This is a genomic window from Pedobacter caeni (genome assembly GCF_900129215.1).
Classification (GTDB): domain Bacteria; phylum Bacteroidota; class Bacteroidia; order Sphingobacteriales; family Sphingobacteriaceae; genus Pedobacter; species Pedobacter caeni.
The window spans coordinates 684,459-707,565 of sequence record NZ_FQUQ01000003.1 but is presented as its reverse complement, the minus strand read 5'-3'; the positions used below and the strand labels follow the sequence as shown (position 1 = coordinate 707,565).

Here is a 23,107-nt window from a genome sequence, read left to right as displayed (position 1 = left end):
TGAGGGTGTCCGTATTTAATGTTTACCAAAGAGATAATTAATGCCTAACCTGAATCGTTGCTTATCTGCATTAAAATAAGTATAATTAGTGAGGGCCGTAGGCATGCTGTAACCAAGAGACAATTCGATCTTTTTATTTAACACCACTCCTGCGGTTACCGGAAAATTAAAATAGAAACTTTGCAAATCCAACATATGACTAGGCTCGTTCTCTTTAATCACTTCTGCTCCTGTAAAAAAATCGTTCACATGCCTGATGGCTTTTTGATTGCGGTAACTGGCAAAATTCAATCCGACACCAACACCAAAAAATGCTTTAAAAGCCTCCGCATTATAGAAATGATAAATGAGTTGTGGGGTAAGTACAGCTTCCATCTGATCAAAGGACTGTTTTCTTACCAGCGTGGAAGCTGAGTTACTGCCCATCATCAGGGCAAGTTCCATTCTGAAAACCATTTTGCGAATGGCAGGGTTAGCAAATACATCTACCCCTGCAGTGATTGTGGGCCCAAAAGAGAGTTTTGATTTTGCATCCGGTCCGGCCAGCTCATGCGCACCGGTAAAACCAAGGGTGCTTGCATTTACGCCAAGTCCGACAAAGAACCTCGATTTTGGGAACCTGGATTTCTCTGGCTCCTGATCATTAATATGCCCGACAAGCTTTAACAGATCGGCCTGGTCATAATTGAGCCGGCCCAAACGGCTTTCTATTGCAGGGGTCAGTTTATTATATTTTCTTAAGAGCATCAGTAACTGACGTGCATATCTTGCATTTGTCAGTACCGCCCCCGAGTTCCCCGACTTAAAATAAAGTAGTCTGATGAGCTCCTGCGGCTCTACCTCTCCTTTATCCAGAATAAAAAATCTTTTCTTAATGTCGTCTTCGTATGAAAATAAGGTCAGGTGTTGCCCTGATTGTAACACCTGAAGAAAAACAGTATCTCTTCTGGAGGTGGTATCAATAACTTGGGGAATAGCCGAAAGTGCTTCCGGACTTAAGCTGATGTTGACCTGGTGCCGTTGATAAGACACCATTTCATTGATTTGGTAACCTGCACAATTTTTAAGGTTATAAGTTTGCAGATTCCCATTTAATTCAGATTTAAAAATAACAGATACAGGATTGTTCTTTCCTTCTTTATAATCCAGATATCCTTTTAAAGTATCTTTTGAATTGGTCAGAACATATCCTTTATGGAAATTCAACTGGGCAGAACTCAACAATGGCAAGGCTAAAAGCAAGCCACAAAGAAAGCGTTTCATAAAAATTGTTTATATTTATGCACAAATCTAAACTAAATTATCAATTTAAGAAAAGTGAAAACCACTTAATTCCACAACTCTTCATTTTATTTTCCAACAAATCCCTCCAGCTCCATAAAAAATTTATAATTTCGTTGACGAATGGAGAATTTTATAGTATCAGCCCGTAAATATCGTCCTGCAACGTTTGAAACCGTTGTTGGCCAGCACCACATTACAGGGACACTAAAGAACGCCATTAAAAATAACCAGCTGGCCCAGGCTTTTTTGTTTTGTGGCCCTAGGGGTGTGGGTAAAACTACCTGTGCAAGAATCCTGGCGAAGACCATCAACTGTACCAGTCTGACCGCAGATCAGGAAGCTTGTGGAACCTGTGATTCCTGTGTTTCTTTTCAAACAGGTCATTCTTTTAATTTTCATGAATTAGATGCGGCATCGAACAACTCTGTTGACGACATCCGTAGTTTGATTGAGCAGGTCCGCATTCCGCCACAAGCAGGAAAATACAAGATTTATATTATTGATGAGGTGCACATGCTTTCCGCAAATGCATTTAATGCTTTTCTGAAAACGCTGGAAGAACCTCCATCTTATGCTATATTTATATTGGCAACTACGGAAAAACATAAAATCCTGCCAACGATTCTTTCCCGTTGTCAGATTTTTGATTTTAACCGGATTCAGGTAGATGACATTTCCAGTCACCTGAACAAGATTGCCATACGGGAAAACATCAATGTTGAAGCAGATGGCTTACACATCATTGCCCAAAAGGCCGATGGCGGATTAAGAGATGCGCTGTCGATGTTTGACCAGATCGTTAGTTATACCAATAAAAACCTGACCTATAAATCAGTAATTGATAACCTGAACATTCTGGATTATGATTACTATTTCAGGCTTACTCAATACCTGACCACTGCTGACGTGAGCAATGCCCTTGTTTTATTTGATGAGGTATTGAACAATGGTTTCGATGGAAACAACTTCATCAACGGACTGGCAAGTCACCTGAGAAACCTCCTGGTGGCCAAAGATCCGCAAACGACAAAGTTATTGGAGGTCAGTGAAAACATCAAGCAAAAGTACATCAGTCAGAGTCAGCAAACTCCGGTTTCCTTTGTACTGACGGCTTTAAACCTTGCCAATCAGTGCGACCTGATATATAAGAACAGCAAGAACCAGCGGCTCCAGGTGGAGCTGGCCCTGATCAAGATGTGCCATATTCCTTCGGTACTTCAACTCGCCCAGCAACCTAACCACACCTCCGCAACTGACCAAGATCAGATTAAAAAAAAAACTAATGTAAGTCCGCCGGCAGCTCAAAATCCAGCTCCGGTTGTTACTCCCTCTATATCAGCCGAAAAGGCTCCTATCGTACCAGAACCTGCTCCAAAGCCTGTTCCTGCACCTGCCGTAAGCGCTCCGGTGAAATCAGCAAGTCCTGCCCCTACTGCAAAGATTGCGTTAAATCAAAAGATCAACCTTAGCGGCAGCAATACCGGAACTTTCATTCCATCGTTAACAGACCTGAACCGAAATTCGGCAGGAGAAGACAGTGATGAGCCAAAATACATCAGTGGTGATGACAGGGAAATATTTACCCTCCCCCAGCTTCTGGTTTATTGGAACGAATATTCAGAAAGTGCAAAAACTTCAGGAAAGATCAATATCTACACCCTGATGTCGGGGGCAGATCCTCAACTGGAAGGAACAGAGACTATTATTGTAAAAGTGGAGCATAAGCTTCAGGAAAGCCTGTTACAGGAGGAGATGGTGGACCTGATGAACTTCTTAAGGCCAAGGCTTAAAAACTTTAATGTTTCGATCAGGACCATACAAATGGCAAGGGAAGTTGTAAACAGATTATACACCAGTACAGAGAAGTACCAGTATCTGGTAGACAAGAACCCTAAGCTGGATGAATTCCGCCGTAAGTTCAACTTAGACGTAAATCCTTAAAATTTCTTTCGGATGGCAGGGGCATCATTTATCGGATAGCCCTCTTCGTCCAGGTCCTCACGGTCGTCTTCTGCAGTTCGCCCAAGCAATTCATCTTCAGGATTCAGGGATACACTTTCACCATTGTCAATGTGCATTCCTGCTTCTTCCAGATTTTCGCCAATCTGTTCTGCATCATTGTACTCACTTCCATTATAAGGATTGGCTTCATCATAGGTAGAAATGCTATCTTCTCCATTGGGAGCTGAAGTATCGTAGGGTAAAGGATGATCGTACTCCTTTTCTGTGCCTTTCACATCAAATACAAAACTGTTTTTATCCTTATCGTAAGAAAGATTGTCAAAATCTTTAGTTTCCCCAAGGTCTGTGGGATGAAGTTTATCCTTTTTTTCGATACTCATAATGGTAAGTTTATATCATCATAACGTTATAAAATCTTTAATTGTTTTTGGATATTGTCAGAAAATGAGGCTATAAACTCAAAATTTATATCTTTGTTATTTCAACAATTAAAATTATATCCACTAATATGTCTGTACAAAAAATTAAAGTAACCCAACCCGTTGTAGAGTTAGATGGTGATGAAATGACCCGCATCATTTGGAAATTCATTAAAGATAAACTAATCCTTCCTTATTTGGAACTTGACATCAAATATTATGATTTAGGTGTAGAGTATCGTGATGAAACCAATGACCAGGTAACGATTGATGCAGCTGAGGCGATCAAGAAATATGGTGTAGGAATCAAATGCGCAACCATCACTCCTGATGAAGACCGTGTGAAGGAATTTAATTTGAAACAAATGTGGAAATCACCTAACGGAACCATCCGTAATATTTTAGATGGAACTGTTTTCCGTGAGCCGATTGTGATGAGCAATGTTCCGCGTTTAGTACCAAACTGGACTGCACCGATCTGTATCGGCCGTCATGCTTTTGGTGATCAATACCGTGCTACTGATTTGGTGACTAAAGGAAAAGGTAAATTAACCTTAACCTTCACTCCTGAAGATGGCAGCGAGGTTCAATCATTTGATGTATACAACTTCAAAGGTGATGGTGTTGCACTAGCCATGTATAATACTGACGAAAGTATCCGTGGTTTCGCTAATGCATGTTTTAACCAGGCATTGAGCAAAAAATGGCCTTTATACCTATCTACAAAAAATACCATTCTTAAAAAATACGACGGACGTTTCAAAGATATCTTCCAGGAGATCTATGAAAACGACTTCAAAGCAAGATTTGATGCAGCAGGAATTACTTATGAGCACCGTTTGATCGATGACATGGTTGCATCTGCATTAAAATGGAATGGTAACTTTGTATGGGCTTGTAAAAACTATGACGGAGATGTTCAGTCTGACACGGTAGCACAAGGATTTGGCTCATTAGGACTAATGACATCTGTGTTGATCACACCAGACGGAAAAACGATGGAAGCGGAAGCAGCACATGGTACCGTTACCCGTCACTACCGTGACCACCAGGCTGGAAAACCTACTTCGACTAACCCTATTGCTTCGATCTTCGCATGGACAAGAGGTTTAGAGTTCCGTGGTATTTTAGACAACAACCAGGAATTGGTTAAATTCTGTCAGGCTTTAGAGCAGGTTTGTATTGAAACTGTAGAAAGCGGAAAAATGACTAAAGATTTAGCGGTTTGTATCCATGGCAACAAAGTTGAGCATGGCAAACACTACTTATATACTGAAGAATTCTTAGCAGCTATTGATGAGAATCTACAAGCAAAATTAGCTTAGTCTTTTTTAAGACAAAAAACCTGTTGGCAGAGCCAACAGGTTTTTTATTATAATGCAGCTGATATTCTAAATCCGGTACTACTTCTGTTATTGTAATTAAAGTTCTTTACAAAATTCAATCTTAAGCCGAATCGCTGTACACCAATATAAGCCTCCGTATAATTCTTAATCACATCAGAGCGCAGGTAATTCACACCAATCACCTCTTCCAGCTTTAGTTTTTTAAACAAAGGGATCTTGCTTAAAAACAAACCTCCAAAATTGTGTTCAAAATGCGCTTCTAAAAACTGCTTTCCCGTGCTGAATTCATATGGGCTGAGCATCATAAAACCATCGGCAAACTGAGTATAGACAAAGATATCACTTCCGGCAAAATGCTTGAAATCCATATAATACATTTTGTTTCTGTTGAGGAATTTACCCCCAGCTACACTATACCTGAAAGCGCCAAGGATTCCCAGTTTCTTATTGGAGTCAAAGATACGGGCGCCTACATAATCAAAATCTACATCAGAGTTTAATACGCCTTTTATCCCTTTGCGGTAATCCAGCTGAAGCTTTGGATAAACAGAACCTTGTTTGACATTAAAATCAGGACGTTCGATATAGGTCTGTGCAAAAGCTATATTTAAAGATACTCCAATGGTCAGGGCTTTGTGTGCGTTAAAAGCAGCATCATTCCCCGCTGTAGGATAGGGATTATTGGCAGTAAACTCCTTATCAGGGAAGCGTCTTGTTGTTCTGAACGAAGTATTGACTAAAGGAGTTCTACTGGCATACTCCACATTACCTGAAAGGTATAATCCATTACTCAGCTCCCTTCCCGAAAAGACATTTACAAAATCCTTTTTATACAGTTTTAAGATATTCTCTTTCGAAAACAAAGTACTTATTGTATTAAAAAGCGGCGGTATCGCCATGTAATTGCTGTTAAAGTCAGCATAACTTGTTCCTCCGCTTAAGCCGATATAGCCATTGTGTTTCCGGTCGTAAACATACCCCAGGCTCGCATTTGCACTCAGCTTTTTATTTTCAAAACCATAACGTCCATTGACTTTTGCGATAAGTACAGTACTATCCTTCAGTGTCTTTCTATAGGTTAGTCCGGGACTATACACCCAACCTTCGATTGTATTATAGTTGAGACTAAAAAGCGGTCCACTGATGTTCCATACTTCCTTTTTCTTGGTATTCTGATGGGTATAACCCAATGTCAAAGCCTTAAAGAACTTAAATTTATTTGCTTTTCTATCAATAGAATCCTGGTACCGGTCGGAACTCCTCCACAATTTGAGACTGTCCTTTTTTACATAATCCCTGCTTTCTTCCGGAGTTAACAATATGGGGCGTATTCCTGCCCAATAGGCAGAATCTTTCTTATTGGCATCGGCATTTACCTTCAACACTCTGTTGGTAAAGAACTTTGGCGGAAAATTGGGTTCAATGTTATAGTTACTAAACACACCGGTATAGGTACCCATAAATTTGAAGCTAAAAATCCCACCGGAGTAATCGTAACGCTGACTGGCCAGCATCCATTTTCCATTTTTCACAGGAATAAACTGTTGTTTGATCCGGAGTGTATCAATCCCTTCGATCATAGAATTGTTGGTCAGCTCCAGATCAGCGCTATGAATCCTCCAGCTGTCGTCAATGATATAGATATAGCCGTTAAAGACCTGATCGTATTTACGTCTGGAGATGACCTGTATTTTATTGATCCAGTCATTGCCTTCCCTGAAAGTCCCGATGAACTTATAACGATAAAACAGCATGGCATTATCTGCAATTGGAGAAACGAAACCTACACGACTCAGGTCGCTGATCTCCACTGTATTCTTATAAAAACTGACCAAAAAATCGGTAGCCTGGTTAAAACTAAAACCATTGCTGTTCCCGCTCACCTTTGAAGAAATCATTTCTTCATTAATTTTGTTGGGCTGCTGGAAGTTAAACTTAGAAACGGATTCTGACAGAAAAAGTATCCCCCTTTTGCCAGAGTCGAGCCCCAGATCTTTTAATTGCCCCTGTACCTCCATACCCAGGAATTTTTTTGGCGCGTTTTTGAGTTTGGCCACCCCTTTGATATAAGTATCACAAGAATAAGATTCCACTTCTTTTAAATGCCCCTTACGTTTTTTGATCGCATTCCTGATGATTTCGTAAGCAGGATCTTCGGCATTGACTTTGATCACTACATCCTTTAACTGATAGGCTTCTGCTTCCATTGCGACAGACAAATCAGTATCCTTGCTGATCTCAACCTCCTTTATCAGCTGTTTATAACCTACCGCCCTGAATACCAAATTGTATTTTCCTTTTTCAAGCTTAAGTTGAAATTCTCCATTGGTATTTGCAGAAGTACCTTTACTTGTACCCTGAATATAGATACTGGCAAAGGGAAGTATATTCTTTTGAAGATCGGAAGTAACGCCTTTAAGGATAAATTGTTGAGAAAAGGCCATACTTGTGGAAAGCAGGCATAGTAACAGGAACAAGAGCTTCTTCATACATTTTATATTATGAAGTAAAGTTGAAATAATTAACGAACACAATTGCGCATCAAAAGGTTAAAAAAAGTTAAAAATAATTAGATCTTAATTTAGCAATAGTTAAAAAGACATTCAAGATATCATGCCCATTTTTAACACATATTTCCGCTACCTATTTAATGACAGGATAGTATTGCGCACCTTTACTTGGTTTAAACATACCGAGACTTTTTATTTGACCTTAAAATTTCAAACAGTCCTTTTGGAGCCATTATTGCTTGCGCATCATCTGGGAATAATAAAGAGCCTTGGGATACTGAAATAGTCTTCAAACAAATTAAACAGTTATGAAGATTAAATCGTTTGTAGGCACATCCGGGAATGCAGTACACATTCAAATACGGACCGAAATGAAGGCTATTTTACTAATGAAGTTTCCGAAAGAAAAAGCAAAATACGATTAGCATCGACCCAAGATGGCCACCTTTATCAGACTAAACTCATTCATCAAAACCGATTTACAGAGATGACTAGATCAACCATTTCTATTTGCAAATCAAGCAACGCAACAACACACTGCTGAACATATTTGACGGATGAAGGATCCTTGTTTGATCGAGCAAAAAAAGATGAAAATCACTCAAAAAAAATATTGTATCTACAAAAATCAATTTATACAGCTACGGCTTAATATTTAAAAATAAAAAGGTACATTAGTATCACCCAAATTAAAAAAACCGTTTTATGAGACATTAGTATAGAATAAGCATAATTGAATCTTATCACACCATAAAGAATATATTTCTGCAGCAATAGAAAGTATTCTTATCCACAGATCATAGTCAAAAGAAATAACGAATCACAAGAATAGTTTAGTGAAACGCACAAAAAAAACAAAACTTCAACAACAGTTCAAAATCATTTTTTTTTTATAAAAAACTAATTTGTACAAAAATCACAGCCCAATTTAATGCTTAAAACGAACAAAATTGAAATTCCTGAAAAATTCTTACTTGGTCAGGAATGGATATATATAAAAATCTATTCCGGGCAGATTACATTAGACAAATTTCTATGCACTGAGTTACTGGAAATGGTTTATGAAATATCACATAATAAATTAATTGATAAATTTTTCTTTATCAGGTATAAGGATCCAGAATACCATATTAGATTACGGTTTCATTTAACAGCTCAACAACATTTAAACAAGGTAATGGATAAAATTAATAGAATAATATCCAGCAAAGTGACAGACAAAGTATTTTGGAAGGTCGCTATTGAACCTTATGAGAGAGAAATGGATCGTTATGGACGCTATTCCATCAACCTCGTAGAACAAATTTTTCATAATGACAGCGTCAATTGCCTAGAAGTAATCAAAAATCAAAATTTCAACATCAGATGGCTTTTCTCAATAGAAATTTGCGATTTCTTCTTTAATAATTTCAACTTCAATATAGAACAAAAAATACTCTTCTGCAGAAAAACTATCGTAAGTTTTCAGGAAGACTACCAGCTTGATAAAAGCACAAAGATTGCGTTAGACATTAAATACCGTAAATATGAGAGCGATATCACTAAGGCCTTAACCTCCCCAGAATCTTTATTAATCGAAAATTATGCTAAAAATATTAAAGAACCTTGTTTCAAATTAAATGGCCTGATAGATTTTTATGACAAAGGCTCCAGGGCATCGATACTAGCATCTATTATTCACATGCATTTTAATCGGCTTTTGATCTCCGATCAGCGGATAAAGGAATTCATTATATACTATTTTATGGAGAAGGCATACTCATCAATTTCAGCGAGAAAAAAAATACATGAAAGACAAACCATCTAAGGATCCTCTTCTTACATCAAAGCTTGCGGCTCTAACAAAACGTCAATTAAATGACTACACCTTAAAAGGAGTCTTTAAATTTGGTCTACTGGGAGGCGATTCTGGGCTATGTATTCTTCTAAAAAATCTTAGGGCGGAGTTTGATGAAGAATTTTACATTGAAAATATGTATTCCTTAATCAATAAACACTTTAACTACATCAACAATTCAAAAGATATAAATTTTAGTTTCCATAATGGATTGTCAGGTTTCTACTGGCTCATCAGATACCTTCTCGACGAAGATGATAGCCTCAGTACCTATCTTGAAGAAATGAAAAGCCCCTTATTATGGGCCTTTGACAATTTCATAGATAACGGTAATTTTGACCTTCTTCATGGGGCAAATGGCATAATGGTGAGTGCCGTTGATCAAAAAAATCAGAAAAAATTCATTGATAACTATTATTGTTCATTAAAGAAACACGCTCAATATGACAAACATGGAGTACTATGGCCGCTGACCAACTCGAATGTTTACAACTTCGGAATTGCTCATGGTCTATCAGGGATATTACAGGTTCTATCAAAGTACAATAGTCCTGAACAAACACATATTAACGAATTAATTCTGGAAATCTCCCTTTCACTAATCAACAGAATGGAATATCGTCAAGAAAAAACATGGGTTCCATGCGCCATACCAGAGGGAAATGAAACTTGCTTTGATGAAGGCTTAGGATGGTGCTTTGGTCGTCTTAGTATAGCTTACCCATTGTTAAGAGTTGCTAAGAAGTTTAACAACAACAAAATATTTACAATTTCAGATAGAATAATCAAGGAAAGTCTAACAATGGAAACAACCTTTAAAAATGCAAAACATAAACTATGTCTATGTCACGGAATAACTTCATCTGCATACATGTATAAAAAAATATTTGATCTCACGGGAGATGAAATTTATCGCCAAAAATCCGTTCTCCTCTGCGAAGAAGTTCTCAAAGAACTTCTTAAAGAAGACCTGCTAGTCAGCGAATATGACACAAATTATTCTATATTATCAGGATTTCCAGGAGTATTTCTAGCGATAAAGAGCATTATAAAAAATGAAGTCTCCGATTGGGACAGCATTTTGCTTCTGGATTAAACTGAAAATAATAACCCAATTCAACTTCCTAATAATGTTCTCAATATGGGTAAAAACTTAGTAGGAACATATTCTTCTCTAAGAGAGAAACTTAAACGATCTGGTTTTATGAAAAAATCGTCAAAAGAGCGGCTAATACGTGTGGTATAAGGAAAGTTAAAAGTCAATATAAAATACAAAAGGATACCCATTGCCCACTCCTCATGATATTTTTTATATTCCGACCAGCAGGTAACCTCCTGATGCAAAAACTCAGGGCTGCAATAAATTGATCTATCAAGTTTTGGAACGAATATGTTTATATCTAAAATAACAGGTAAAATCTTACGATTAATGTATTTAAATCCAATATTATTCATACTCACATCCCGGTGAAGAACTCCCTTATTGTGTATCTTCTCAAAGCCAGAAATCAAGTTTCGAATGAAAGAATCCATATTCTGAGGCATATCCTGAAGGCAAGCAAAATTCTTTAGAAAATCTGTATCTTCTATAAATTCACAAATTGTCATTACCGAATCAAAGGCAAAACCACTTAAACTATGACTTGGTATGAAAACAAAATCATAGTGCTTCATAACGTATGGACTATTTATCCTGCATATTTTCTTCAGTTCTTCTGCTCCAAGTACATCAAAGTCAGATTTTACCTCTGAAATCTTGACAAATAAAAATCTATTCTTATATGGTATTTTATAGCATGATGAATTCACCCCCTCATAAAAGAGATACTCATCAACTAAATTCATTAACTTATGATCCATTTCCGTGTAGAAAAATCCAGTTGTTGAGATAAATTTCTTTACTTCAGACACCATACCTATCATTGTTATATCCACTCATTTCTTACAAGAACCAAAAAAATTAAATATTTATGCCTTTTTTCAAATTAAAAAAACAAGTTATCAAAAATCACCAACAAAACCATTAAAATCAGAAATTGACTTCGTTAAATTAATATATTTTTCTACTTTTATAAAACAATCTGATATTTTAATTGGCGCAATCAAAGAATGAGATATATTCCTTATAATAAATTTGTAATAAGAAGCCCAGCTCTTCCTCTGAATTTTTTAAAAAACATATATCAGTCCAATGAAGATGAAATATTAAGGTTTATAGAAACAGATTTTTTCAAAGAAGCGATATTTTTTGCTAGCCCACTTCTCTTTGATATACTCCAAAATAAGGATTTGCGAATCCTTTATTCAGATGAGAAATTTAGGCTAACAATAACAAAATACCTTATCAGGATGAGTATGAGAGCCGTTCCGTTTGGACAATTTGCCGGATGCTCCATGGGAATTTTGACTGAAAATGACCAGCTACAGCGGAATACTTTATCCCAATATACCTCTCACATTAGATTAGACATGATGGTCATCCATGCCGTCATAGATGATCTGCTAAAATCAACCAATATTGCAGAAAAAGGCTATTACTTTCTTAACCCAACCTTAACAACCGAACAATTTAAGATTAAATATTTTAAAATAAAAGCCAATCTGGAAGAGAACCACTTTGACAGTTCACTATTTAAAGCAGACAACAATCCCTATTTAGACGCATTGATCAAAAAGGTTGACAAACCTTTACAATTCAGTGAGCTTGTACAGAGTTTAATAGATCAGGGGATTCAAAAAAAAATAGCGAAAGGCTACGTCCAAGAGTTGTTAGAAAATAAAATCTTCATAAACGATTTATTCCCAACAGCCTCAGACCCCAATCCTTTAAGCACTATTTTAAAAAAAATAAAAGAGATTCTACCTGAAAAACATAAAAAAACAGTTTTTTTAAACCGCTTAAACGTCGAGTTACAAAACCTTAAGAACAACCGCGCAGGAACCAATCTGAATACATTGATTAAGATTGAAAACAGTCTAAAAAAAGAACTCGCTGAATTTGAGAATAAAGGATCGTATTTCCAGTGTGATCTCGAAATAAATATGGAAAGTGGAGAATTATCAAAAGAACATGTAAACCATATCTCATCGGCAATTTCAGTTCTTAGTAGGTTAAAACAAAACAACGACAACATCCTGGACCAATTTCGAGATAAGTTTAGGGAGAGATACGGAGATAGTGAAATTCAACTGCAACAAGCCTTAGACAGAGATATTGGCATCAGTTTTTTCGGTCATAGTAGCTTGGGACTGGAAAATGATGACTTACTTTCGGACATAATCATAAAACACAAAGGGTATTCGAGTGAAGGAGCAATAAATTCAGTTGATGGAACGAACCCCTTAATACTTAAGAAGTATCTAGAATACAAGCTAACAAACAAGACTGAAATAGAAATTAAAGACTGTGACTTCTCGGACTTCCCTTCTTTAAACGAAAACATATTAAAAAAACCATTCAGTGTCATTGCGGAAACAATAGATAGCGGCAACACTAAGGATTTCCAAATCTTATTAAAGGAAATTCATCTAGGAACATCTACCGCCTTAACAGGGAGATTTTCTCATTTAAACGACGATTTTAAAGCCCATATCAAACTAATAACAAAGGACGAAGACCTCACATATCAAGGTAAAATAACCGCAGAAATACTACATTTTCCAAATATTAAGATCTCTAATGTAGTCACCCGTGACACCTTTAGAGATCATGAAATAGCTATTATATCTAATCATTCCGAAAAAAAGAAAACTATATTATTATCTGACATATACGTTTCGGTTAAACATGGAAATATAATTTTACGTTCTAAAACACTGCAGAAAGAAATAATCCCGAAACTCTCTAACGCACACAATTCCCTATTACAGAATTCATTGCCCGTTTATACATTTTTATCACTTATAGAATATCAGAATCATCCGGTAAACCTTGAATTCCCTATCAAGCCTTTACTCAAACTATTCAAGCACGCCCCAAGATTTGTGTATAAAAACGTAGTCCTATCACCAGAAACATGGGTTATAGAAAGAGACGACATAAAACCGTTTAATATTGAGAGACTAAGTCAGAAACTTACAGAGATGAGCATTCCGAAATACATACTAATGAATACACGGGGAGATAATCTATTAATAAAGACTGACCACATAGACTCCCTCAAAATAGCATTACAACATCTCAAGAAATCCTCGCTTACAGTCAAGGAAAGCTTCCTTATTCAAGAATCATTTGAAACAAACAACTATGCGAATGAATTCATATTCACTTTAAAAACAAAAGAATAAAAAAAGCAATTTATGCGCTTAAATATAAATCAAAAAAAGGGCTAAAAGCCCTTTTTTTAGTTACGGTTTTGGTGTAATTTTAACTGTACACAAGTAACAAGCCGTATCAATTACAGTTACAGATGCCTTGGTCTCACTAGCGGTAATACCTCCCTTTACATTTTTCATTTCAGACGCCTTCATAGCATCAAATAATTCAGGCTTTAGCGATAATTTTTGAAAATTCTTTTTCATATAAAAATTGGTTTAGTTTTAAATTATTTCTAATATATAAATTAAAAATTACATTTTGAAAATAAAAAAAATAATTCTGCACTATAGTTATCAATAATACGCATTTAACCAACCAATAAATAAAATCAACAAGCTAACTTAAACAAACTGATATGAAAAACGTGTTTTAATCGACAATCAAATATAAAAATCACGGAAAATCTTCATTAAAAAAAAGACTTTACCTAATGTAAAATATTTCTTTATTTTTACAACAACGAATCAATTAATGGAAATTTGACTTTAAACATCACCAGATGAATCAGACAATATATTTAACTGCTCAGCCAGACAATATATATTTCCTATGGCAACTAGAATTACAACTAAGAAACCTTAACGACCTAGGAGTCGCAAAAAAAAACATAAATGTTCTTATAGCCTATGACCCTATTGTTGGCGAAAATGCGAATTTGGAAGAGTTTAGACGACAAAACGATCACCTTGCATGCATTTATACATACTCAGATACACGTTCTGAAAAAAAATACGCTTCATCTATCAGGCCCCACATTATTCATAAACATTTCTTAACAAATCCATCCTTGGAAAAGGAAGCCATATTTTATATAGATTCAGATGTCTTATTCAGCAGGATACCAGAGATTTACCACACACCAGACAACGACACATGCTATGTATCAGACACTAGAAGCTACCTTGACACAAAGTATATTAAGCATGTATCCTCTGAAATTTTGCTTCAAAGCATGGTTGATATTGTTGGAATCAAAGTTGCTACCTTATACGCCAATGACAACCATGTTGGAGGAGCACAATATTTATTGAGAAATTTACCTGCAATGTTTTGGGAAAAAGTTGAGAAGGATTCAGAAGCATTATTCAATCACATGTCAACTTTTAACGACGATCTTTGGGACAAAAATTATCAGAACACAAAAAGCTTCAAAAGTAACCATAGTGGTATACAAACATGGTGCGCGGATATGTGGTCTCTTCTTTGGAATCTCTATTATTTTCAAAAAAAAGTTGAAATACATACTGAGCTGAATTTTTCCTGGGCGAGTAATCCGATAGCGGATTGGAAAACAAACTCCATACTTCACTATACAGGGAATAAAGACAATTCAAAGGTTTTTAATAAAACGAAATACTTTCATAACATGCCATGGTATGATAGCCTTGATCATGTTTCATCGCAAAATTGTAGCTATCAAGTCGTTTTAGCAATAAAAAAAAGAAGAAAAGAGTTAGATTCAAAGAGAAAGAGATTAGGACAAACCAACATTATCCTAATAATAAATAAAAAATCAGAAAGGTTACTTGCTATACAAAGCAGTTATATTTTGAAAAATTATGACTGTCGAATAAAAGCCTGTTCAATTGAAACTGATGAAAATGGCAACGCTAAAATTTCAACATCGTTTTTAGAGACCTTAGAACAAAAGGAAATAGCAAGTTCCTATCTGATATATCGAGTAGAATACCTCCTCGAAAAACATACTCTACAACATATTCTAGAGGAAAACCAAAATAATCTGGAAGATAAAATCTGCTTTCAAACAACACATAATTATGAAATAGATTCAATTTTTGAGCAATATTTCCCTGAATTTTTGGACGATCAACTCCTAAAGCTAAATCTTGGGAAATTTGAAAAAGTCAATTGTGAGAGCCCCGAAATATTTATTGTTAAAAGAGACATCTTAAAGCAAGCACTGGCAGATTCGGGTCTGATATATCCAAAGTTTATAGAATCACTTCAAAGAGATGCACATGTCAGTACATTTTCCAATTCATTTAATCTATTCAAGTTCAAAAATAATTAATGAAATTAATCAAACACATAGACGTAAAACTTGGATTAGCAGACGGATTAGCAGGAAGTATACTTCTAAATTTTTTAATTAGCCATAACAATGGCTGTCTAAAATCAAGAGAAAGAGGTGAATCCCAATTGGATAAATTAACCGACCATATAGACTCAACTGAAGATATTTCTTTTGCCAATGGGTTGATGGGCATTGGATGGCTAATTGAATTCTGTGCCCAGAACAATTTGCTCTACATTAACAGTGACCAGATACTTGAGGATATTGAGGATATAATCTACAGACATACATTAACTAAAATTTACTGCAAGCAAATAGAAGTAGATAAATTTCTAGAATTAATAAATTATTACCAAATTAGAAGTCTAAGTAGAAATCAAAACGAAGTTTTTTACAGAAAAATGCCAATATTCAAGCTTTTAAACACACTTGTTAATAGGCTCTGCAAAGAAATTCTAATAGGGGAAACTCATTTTCAAAACCTTGAGAACAAGATTAGAATAATGCTTAAAATGAGCTATTTAAGAAGTACCTGTATGAGTGAAAGGCTTATGATGAATAACTTTTATCCAACAATGGAGCAAACATTATCTTTCTTCGAAGAGAATTGCGATGAAGTTGCCATTAAAGGTCAGATTTCTTTATCCCAATACTATGAGCTTGCAGTTTTACTTTCATTAACAATCAAACAATTTATAAATAGCAGCTGGAGAATGAGAATAGAAGAAATATGTGTTAATCTTGCGGCGAAATTTGTTCTCATCGGATTAAACACAATTCTTGAATCAGATGAAAATATATTTTTAAACCAAATTTATCGAATTCCCATACTCAGTGAGGAAATGCTCAATAATATCGCAAAAAGCAACCGGAGCTTATTCATTTGCATTCTGACAAACTATAGATTAAAACTAATAGGAAACCTAGCTCCTTCATCTTAAAACATGGCTTATATTAAGATCATAAAAACCATTGTTTGTATTCTATTTTTGTATTCGAATGCACTTCAAGCGCAACAACAAGAAAATCCAGCGACACTTAAAACGCTGGGAGATCTCCCTAAGCCAGATAGTTCATTTATGTTTTCAGCAGTATATATCATCAATGAACAGCCTAAAATATTAAGTACCTTCAGACCAAGTGCCAATACAAAGATGAAGCTTACCGCCATCGCTTCCTCCCATTTAGGTAAAGGAAAAATATTATTAATTGGATCCTCTGCATACTTTAGAAAACCGATGCTTAATGATCAAAACGTGACCAAAGGTATTGACAGTATCCTTTCTTGGGCCAGACCACTAAAAAAGCGCGCAGAACCACTGATAGGTGTATTCGATGACGATATGGAGGACTTCATTTCTCTCATAAAAAACAAATGCAATTACTACCGCATTGATAAGCACAAGATCTTAAAAAACACCTCTGTCATTTTCCTGACCCGGGATATCAAAAATCCTGAAATACTAAAAAACATAGAAGATTATATCAGAAATGGTGGAAATCTTGTATTTGGCTCTCCTTATGGAAAACTGAAATGGGGTGGAAAAGAATCCGAGGTCAAGCAATTAAACATAAATACACTATTTCTCAAATCGGGATTATCTAATAAAATAAATCCCTTGTTCAACGGGCGACTGACCGAAAAAAACCTAACAGCAGATACAATTCCTCCATATTTACATCCGCTAACATTACTACCCTGGCTGATCAGTAATGATCCGGATAGGGTTGACTATTATTTAACCCCTTATGTCATCCAACCAACCATCGATCTGATGTTTGAGAATAATGAAAGTAACTCTCATATCCTTGGATTGGTAAAAAAACACTTTAAGTATGCTGATAGCGTACTACTTCCCTCTAAAGAAAAACCTCTAAGGATTAGTAATAATGAACAAAAATGGGGGTACAGGTTTAAGGGGTTACTAGCGGAGAAGATTTATTTAAATAACCCAACTGCCAAAGCCGAAAACTATAAAAATTTTCCAGGTACAATACCAGCAGACAGAGTATTACGAACAAAAAATGAGCTCATCACCATTCCTGTCAGAGTCGGTTCCCAAGGACTTCCTGAACCTTATCCAGTTTACTTTCGTCCACATCGTACTGGCTTCTACATACCAGCCGGTGAACGCGTTCTGATTACCTTAGACGAATCATATATTACGCAATCGCTAAAGGCAAGAATTGGCGTACACCGTTATGACCTCTCGGAACTGGACTCTATCAATAGAGATGGTCATAAGCTTACTAGAACTTTTGAATTAAACAAAAAACAAACTGAAGTATATTCCCCTTACGGCGGATTACTATCGATTTGTATAGCGGATAACAGCAGTCTAAAAGAAATTAGTTTCACTCTGACGGGGGCGGTCAAAGCTCCGCGATTCGACCTCCATAAAACTACAAAAGAACAATGGAAAACAAGTATCCGTAACTACCCGGCCCCATGGGCAGAGCTGGCTACAGATAATGTCATTTTTACGGTCCCATCTGCTCACATCAGAACCATGGAAGACCCAGAAAAAATTCTGGAATTTTGGGACAAGGTGATGAATGCAAATGCAGATCTCGCTGCTATATCCCCAAAAAGAATTCACCCGGAAAGCATTATTGTGGACTCCGAAATTGCCTTTGGATATATGTTTACAACAAGAGAGGAAATAGTTATTCCGGATGATAAAAGCCTCCAACTCATGCTCGATGTCGACAGGCTAGAAAAAGAAGGATCATGGGGACATTTCCATGAGATTGGACACAGACATCAGTTTAAGGATTTAGACTTCTCAGGCCTAGAGGAAATTACCGTAAATCTATTTACACTGTTCACTTATGACCAGGTGTTAAATAAAAAGTTATTCAACAACGAAAAGTATCCCGACAAACAAAAATTCTCAGAAAATATGAGGCAATATCTGAACGGTACTCCTTCGTTCAAAAACTGGAAAAACGACCCTTTTCTCGGCTTATCAATGTATATCCAAATCGTTGATTTCTTTGGATGGGAGGCCATCAAAAAAGTCTATAGAAAATACAGGGCGCTGCCAAAAGTAGCCTATCCGAAATCAAATCAAGACAAGATAGACCTATGGTTTACCAGCATATGCGAAGCAACCAATTCCAACTTAACCGATTTTTTCGAGATTTGGCAAATACCCGTTTCCAAAACTGCAAAACATGAGGTCAAAAAATACAAGACCTGGATTCCCAAAGAAATAATAAAACATCAGTAACCCACCTAAGTTAACGATATCTTAATTATAGAAATAATATACTTTGTCTTCGTAATTACGCAAAAAATCTAAGCGCCAAATAGTTATCACCCCCACAACCATATAAGGTTGTAAAATATTTACAGAAACATTGTCAAACTACTCTTTTTTAGGATCCCCTGTCAATGGTCGTTGCAATTCATAAGCAATATTAACAACCCTACAAATCGCTGATATAAGAGATCCAACTAATTTTGGACTTTTTGTTCGATTTCGGCAGATCCAGTTAATAGAAAAACTTGCGTTTAATGTATCCACCCTATTCAGTACATATTGTGAAGCCGACCATCGAGATTTAGTTTTGCGTGCATGAATAATTTAGAAATCAAACGTGGTGCAATGTCTGCAATGATCGAGGACTGGTGCTTAAGTGACAAATCCAAAAAGCAATATTGTCTGGAGCATGGTCTGTTAGCATCCATACTTGTAGATAAGTACGTTGACTACCTTCCACTATATCGTCAAAAACAACGCTTTGCCCGGGAGAATATTCAAATCGCTTCCTCAACTATTGATGGCTGGACCAAAGAAGCGTTGGAGGAAACTGTACTGTTTGATTATAGTCCCACCCCTGGCCAGCTTGCACCGTTGTCTATTCCTGGAACCTTCAAGGGCTATCTTCAGACCGATGGCTATGTAGTCTTTGAAAAATATGGCCACAGTAAAGATATAACCCATCTTGCCTGCTCGGCGCATGCACGCAGGGAATTCGAGAAATCATTAGACAATGACAGGCCTAGAGCAGAGAAAGCGCTGACACTGATTCAAAAATCGTACCCGTAGGGAGAGTAGCTAGGGAACGTCAGTTGGATGTTGTATCAATCAAGGAACTTTGCCTTAAAGAATCTCTCCCAATAATCGATGAGATGGGAAAATGGTTCTTCCAGAAAATAAAATACCTTTTGCCGAAGATCCAGATCGGCAAGGCCATGGCTGATGCCTTATCTGCATAATGGTACACTGCAAATTGATAATAACTTCGTGGAAAATGCAATCCACCCTGCATGTCTGGGCAGAAAAAATCACCTGTCTGTGGGAAGCCACGAGGCAGCGCAAAGAGCAACTATGGTATACTCTTTCTTTGCAATCTGCAAAAAGCATGAAGTGAACCCATTTCAGTGGCTTAAATATACCCTAGAAAACATCATGTGTATAAATCACAAAAACATAAAGGACTTATACCCGCAAAACTTTAAGAATATAATCCGTTAATCATATATGTAGTTCGTGGGACGGATACGAGCATGTGGATAAAATCAGGTTTTCCTCTGTAAAAGAAATTGCTAATACAGGAAGGATAAACACAAGCTGATCATTTCAAACCAACTGTCCTCTAATCACTTACCCGTCTTCAACACGCTTCTGGGTGGCTATGGGGTACTCCATAGCCACCCAGAAGCAGTTTGCAATCAGTTCAAATATTGCTAAAATTAAAGACAAAATAGCCAGCCAAAGCCACATTTCTTTGGACATAAATTTTAGCTTTGCTAAAGATGAAAACACTTTTAAGCACCTCGTTATTGTTACTTTCGTTTTCCGCCTTTGCACAGCAGCGGCAGGATACGACAAAGCGCTTATCCGAGGTTCAGATCAGACCCTATTTTTCTACGCAACCCTTATTAAGAGCAACTGGCTCGGTAGGCCTGATCAGCCCCTCCGTACTGGAGCAACAACCTGGTGGATCTTTTGTCTCGGTGGTGAATACCCTTTCCGGACTCAGAATGGAAGAACGTTCTCCGGGAAGTTACCGTTTATCCATCAGAGGAAGTTTACTCCGCTCTCCGTTTGGTGTCCGGAATGTGAAAATCTATTTTGATGACTTCCCCTTAACAGATGCTGGAGGAAACAGTTACCTCAATGCCCTTGAACTTGCAGGAACCCATCAGATCCAGGTATTAAAAGGCCCGCAAGGAAGTATTTATGGGGCAAATTCAGGAGGGGTGGTTTTGATTCAGGCACAGGAAAACACCATCGACAGCACTGCGGTCAACCTAAAACTGGAAGGAGGAGCTTATGGTACCTTCCGGCAAAATTTAAGCCTTGGACAGCAATTCAAAAAATACAGCCTCAATATCACCCAGTCCTACCAACGTAGCGATGGATATCGGGACCATAGCGGCATGGATAGAAAATATGTTCAGGCCCTGCAAAAATATGATTACGCAAAAGACAGAAGCCTGAAGGCATTGCTCTTCTATTCTGACCTGCATTACAACACGCCAGGCGGATTAACTGAATCGCAATACAATGAACAACCCAAAGGATCCAGGCCCGCAGCAGGAGCACTTAAAAGTGCAATAGAACAAAAAGCCGGGATCTACAGTAAGACCCTGTTCGGTGGCATCTCTCATACCTGGCAAATCAACAACAGGCTCAAACATGTGGCCTCTCTCTTCTCTTCTTATACCGACTTCAAAAACCCTTTCATCACCAATTATGAAAAAAGGAAGGAATTCACTCTAGGTTTACGTACTTACCTGGAATATCAGAAAGAAACCGGCCAACTGCATTATAAATTCAACCTCGGACTGGAAAGCATGCAAACTGCTTCCGATATTGATAACTACGGCAATAATCAGGGTCAGCCCACAGCACTCAAAGCCGCTGACAAGCTAAAAGCAAGTTCCAATGTTGCTTTCGCCCAATTGACAATTGACCTGCATCAAAAATGGCTGTTCGAATTGTCTGCAAGTGCTAATTTCTATCAGTATATGTATAAAAGTAGTTTTCCCATATTGACTGATAAAAAGACCAACCGCTTCGACACTCAATTTATGCCAAGAATGGCATTGTCTTATGTCATCAATCCAGGCCTGTCCTTACGCAGTTCAGTTAGCAAAGGATATTCCCCGCCCACCATAAGTGAGGTAAGGGCATCGGACAATTTAATAAACACCAACCTGCAACCAGAATCAGGATGGAATTATGAAACCGGTATCCGTTATCAGGATGAACACATACAAATCGATCTTACTGCTTTCCACTACCGCCTCCAAAGTGCGATTGTCAGACGGCTCAACGCTGAAAACAATGAATATTTCATCAATGCCGGAGGAACAAAACAATTTGGGCTGGAAAGTTCCATCTCCTTTTGGCTCGTTCCCACTAACGCTTCAAAATTTATCCGGGGCTTAGAATTGCGCAATGCTTACACGCTGAGTCATTTTAAATTCAGCCATTACAGCGACAAAACCACAGATTACTCCGGTAACAGTTTAACAGGTGTTCCCAAAAACATGCTCATCAGTAGTGCTGACCTGCAATTCGCTGGCAATTGGTATTTATTTACCCAGCACAATTATACTTCTTCTCTCCCCTTAAACGACGCGAATACTGCTCATGCAAAAAAATACCACCTCATCCAGGCAAAGCTTGGCTGGAAATGGAATCCTACCAGCCAGACCTCATTCCCCATCTCCCTCTTCATAGGCGCAGACAACTTACTAAATGAGAAATACAGCCTTGGAAACGACCTTAATGCCGCAAATGACCGCTTTTACAATGCCGCAGCCACCAGGAACTTTTATGCAGGTTTAACTGTACAGTTTAAAAAAAGATCAAACAGGTACTGATGGCTATTCCCAGCTGAAGCCATCAGTACCAAATCTGTTTAACCCTCTGTTTTTTCCAGCAGTTCCAAATGACTCACAAAGATCTCTGTAGTAAAACGCTGCTCTCCTTTTTTATCGGTATAGCTTTGTGCATTTAAACTCCCTTCAATACTAATCCCTACCCCCTTTTTAATCAGTTGCTCTGCGAGCTCAGCTCTTTTATTCCAGAACACCAGGTTAAACCATTGGGTCTGGCATACTGCCTCCCCCGCACTATTTTTATAAAACTCATTAATCGCAAGGCTTACCCTTGCTACTTTTTTCTCATCAGAGAAGTTCACTACGATCGGATCTGTTCCTACAAGACCTGTTAAATACACCGTGTTTCTGAAATTTTTCATCTTTAAATTTTTTAAGTAATAAATTGTTTAACGAACAGCAACCACTCCGATTACTGACAAGACAAACCTCTGTATTTTAAAAACATCAAACCTTCTTTTAACCGTTTATAAGCGCTTATAAACGGTTAATTAAGAAATTTAATTAACTTAAACTTGTTTTACCTGTAATTTG

General features: G+C 37.1%; 15 protein-coding genes and 1 pseudogene. 10 read left to right on the top strand and 6 right to left on the bottom strand.

The genetic code is table 11. The features are described 5' to 3' along the window. Positions 1 to 15: 15 nt before the first annotated feature. Positions 16 to 1,263 carry an outer membrane beta-barrel protein gene (locus BUC20_RS17715; protein WP_073232389.1) on the bottom strand — a complete coding sequence of 416 codons (1,248 nt, stop codon included), beginning with the start codon at positions 1,261 to 1,263 and terminating at the stop codon, positions 16 to 18. 141 nt (positions 1,264 to 1,404) lie between these two features. On the opposite strand from BUC20_RS17715, the gene BUC20_RS17710 reads away from it, so the two are divergent. Next, entirely contained in the window at positions 1,405 to 3,225 is a 1,821-nt protein-coding gene (locus BUC20_RS17710) for a DNA polymerase III subunit gamma/tau (RefSeq protein WP_073232388.1), read from the top strand. On the opposite strand, the gene BUC20_RS17705 is transcribed toward BUC20_RS17710, so the two are convergent. Next, positions 3,222 to 3,626: a hypothetical protein gene (locus BUC20_RS17705; protein WP_073232387.1), complete on the bottom strand. Its 405-nt coding sequence runs from the start codon at positions 3,624 to 3,626 to the stop codon at positions 3,222 to 3,224. The two genes, BUC20_RS17710 and BUC20_RS17705, sit on opposite strands and share 4 nt — an antisense overlap. 128 nt (positions 3,627 to 3,754) lie before the next feature. On the opposite strand from BUC20_RS17705, the gene BUC20_RS17700 reads away from it, so the two are divergent. Continuing rightward, positions 3,755 to 4,990, top strand: a complete 1,236-nt coding sequence (locus BUC20_RS17700; protein WP_073232386.1) for an isocitrate dehydrogenase (NADP(+)) — start codon at positions 3,755 to 3,757, stop codon at positions 4,988 to 4,990. 47 nt (positions 4,991 to 5,037) lie between these two features. Here BUC20_RS17700 and BUC20_RS17695 read toward each other — a convergent pair whose 3' ends face one another. Next, positions 5,038 to 7,500, bottom strand: a complete 2,463-nt coding sequence (locus BUC20_RS17695; protein WP_073232385.1) for a DUF5686 and carboxypeptidase regulatory-like domain-containing protein — start codon at positions 7,498 to 7,500, stop codon at positions 5,038 to 5,040. A gap of 952 nt (positions 7,501 to 8,452) precedes the next feature. Between BUC20_RS17695 and BUC20_RS17690 the strand changes: the two genes are divergently transcribed. Together BUC20_RS17690 and BUC20_RS17685 are read left to right on the top strand one after the other, a co-directional pair. Further along, entirely contained in the window at positions 8,453 to 9,328 is an 876-nt protein-coding gene (locus BUC20_RS17690) for a thiopeptide-type bacteriocin biosynthesis protein (RefSeq protein WP_073232384.1), read from the top strand. Next, positions 9,309 to 10,454 (top strand): lanthionine synthetase LanC family protein, encoded by a 1,146-nt coding sequence (locus BUC20_RS17685; protein WP_073232383.1) that lies wholly within the window; start codon positions 9,309 to 9,311, stop codon positions 10,452 to 10,454. Before BUC20_RS17690 ends, BUC20_RS17685 begins: the two co-directional genes overlap by 20 nt. Positions 10,455 to 10,474: 20 nt before the next feature. Here BUC20_RS17685 and BUC20_RS17680 read toward each other — a convergent pair whose 3' ends face one another. Beyond that, entirely contained in the window at positions 10,475 to 11,272 is a 798-nt protein-coding gene (locus BUC20_RS17680; protein WP_159441123.1) for a protein kinase domain-containing protein, read from the bottom strand. A 195-nt stretch (positions 11,273 to 11,467) separates the two neighbouring features. On the opposite strand from BUC20_RS17680, the gene BUC20_RS17675 reads away from it, so the two are divergent. Next, entirely contained in the window at positions 11,468 to 13,645 is a 2,178-nt protein-coding gene (locus tag BUC20_RS17675) for a lantibiotic dehydratase family protein (RefSeq protein WP_073232381.1), read from the top strand. Positions 13,646 to 13,705: 60 nt separating this feature from the next. Here BUC20_RS17675 and BUC20_RS33930 read toward each other — a convergent pair whose 3' ends face one another. After that, positions 13,706 to 13,879 (bottom strand): hypothetical protein, encoded by a 174-nt coding sequence (locus BUC20_RS33930; protein ID WP_159441122.1) that lies wholly within the window; start codon positions 13,877 to 13,879, stop codon positions 13,706 to 13,708. 296 nt (positions 13,880 to 14,175) lie between these two features. Here BUC20_RS33930 and BUC20_RS17670 point away from each other — a divergent pair, with 296 nt between their 5' ends. From BUC20_RS17670 to BUC20_RS17645, 5 genes and pseudogenes are all read left to right on the top strand, one after another. Next, a complete protein-coding gene (locus BUC20_RS17670) occupies positions 14,176 to 15,708 on the top strand; it encodes a hypothetical protein (RefSeq protein WP_073232380.1) in 1,533 nt (510 codons plus the stop codon). After that, on the top strand, positions 15,708 to 16,652 hold the full coding sequence (locus BUC20_RS17665; RefSeq protein WP_073232379.1) for a glycoside hydrolase family protein: 945 nt from the start codon (positions 15,708 to 15,710) through the stop codon (positions 16,650 to 16,652). The genes BUC20_RS17670 and BUC20_RS17665 overlap by 1 nt, the downstream gene beginning before the upstream one ends. A gap of 3 nt (positions 16,653 to 16,655) precedes the next feature. Further along, positions 16,656 to 18,944, top strand: coding sequence for a M60 family metallopeptidase (locus tag BUC20_RS17660; RefSeq protein WP_073232378.1), 2,289 nt, complete (start codon positions 16,656 to 16,658; stop codon positions 18,942 to 18,944). Positions 18,945 to 19,292: 348 nt separating this feature from the next. Next, a pseudogene (locus BUC20_RS33580) lies at positions 19,293 to 20,195 on the top strand (IS66 family transposase). Positions 20,196 to 20,476: 281 nt separating this feature from the next. Then, positions 20,477 to 22,555 (top strand): TonB-dependent receptor, encoded by a 2,079-nt coding sequence (locus BUC20_RS17645; protein WP_073232375.1) that lies wholly within the window; start codon positions 20,477 to 20,479, stop codon positions 22,553 to 22,555. Between the two features lie 38 nt (positions 22,556 to 22,593). Here the strand turns inward: BUC20_RS17645 and BUC20_RS17640 are convergent, their stop codons facing one another. Continuing rightward, entirely contained in the window at positions 22,594 to 22,935 is a 342-nt protein-coding gene (locus BUC20_RS17640; RefSeq protein WP_073232374.1) for a single-stranded DNA-binding protein, read from the bottom strand. Between the last annotated feature and the right edge of the window lie 172 nt (positions 22,936 to 23,107).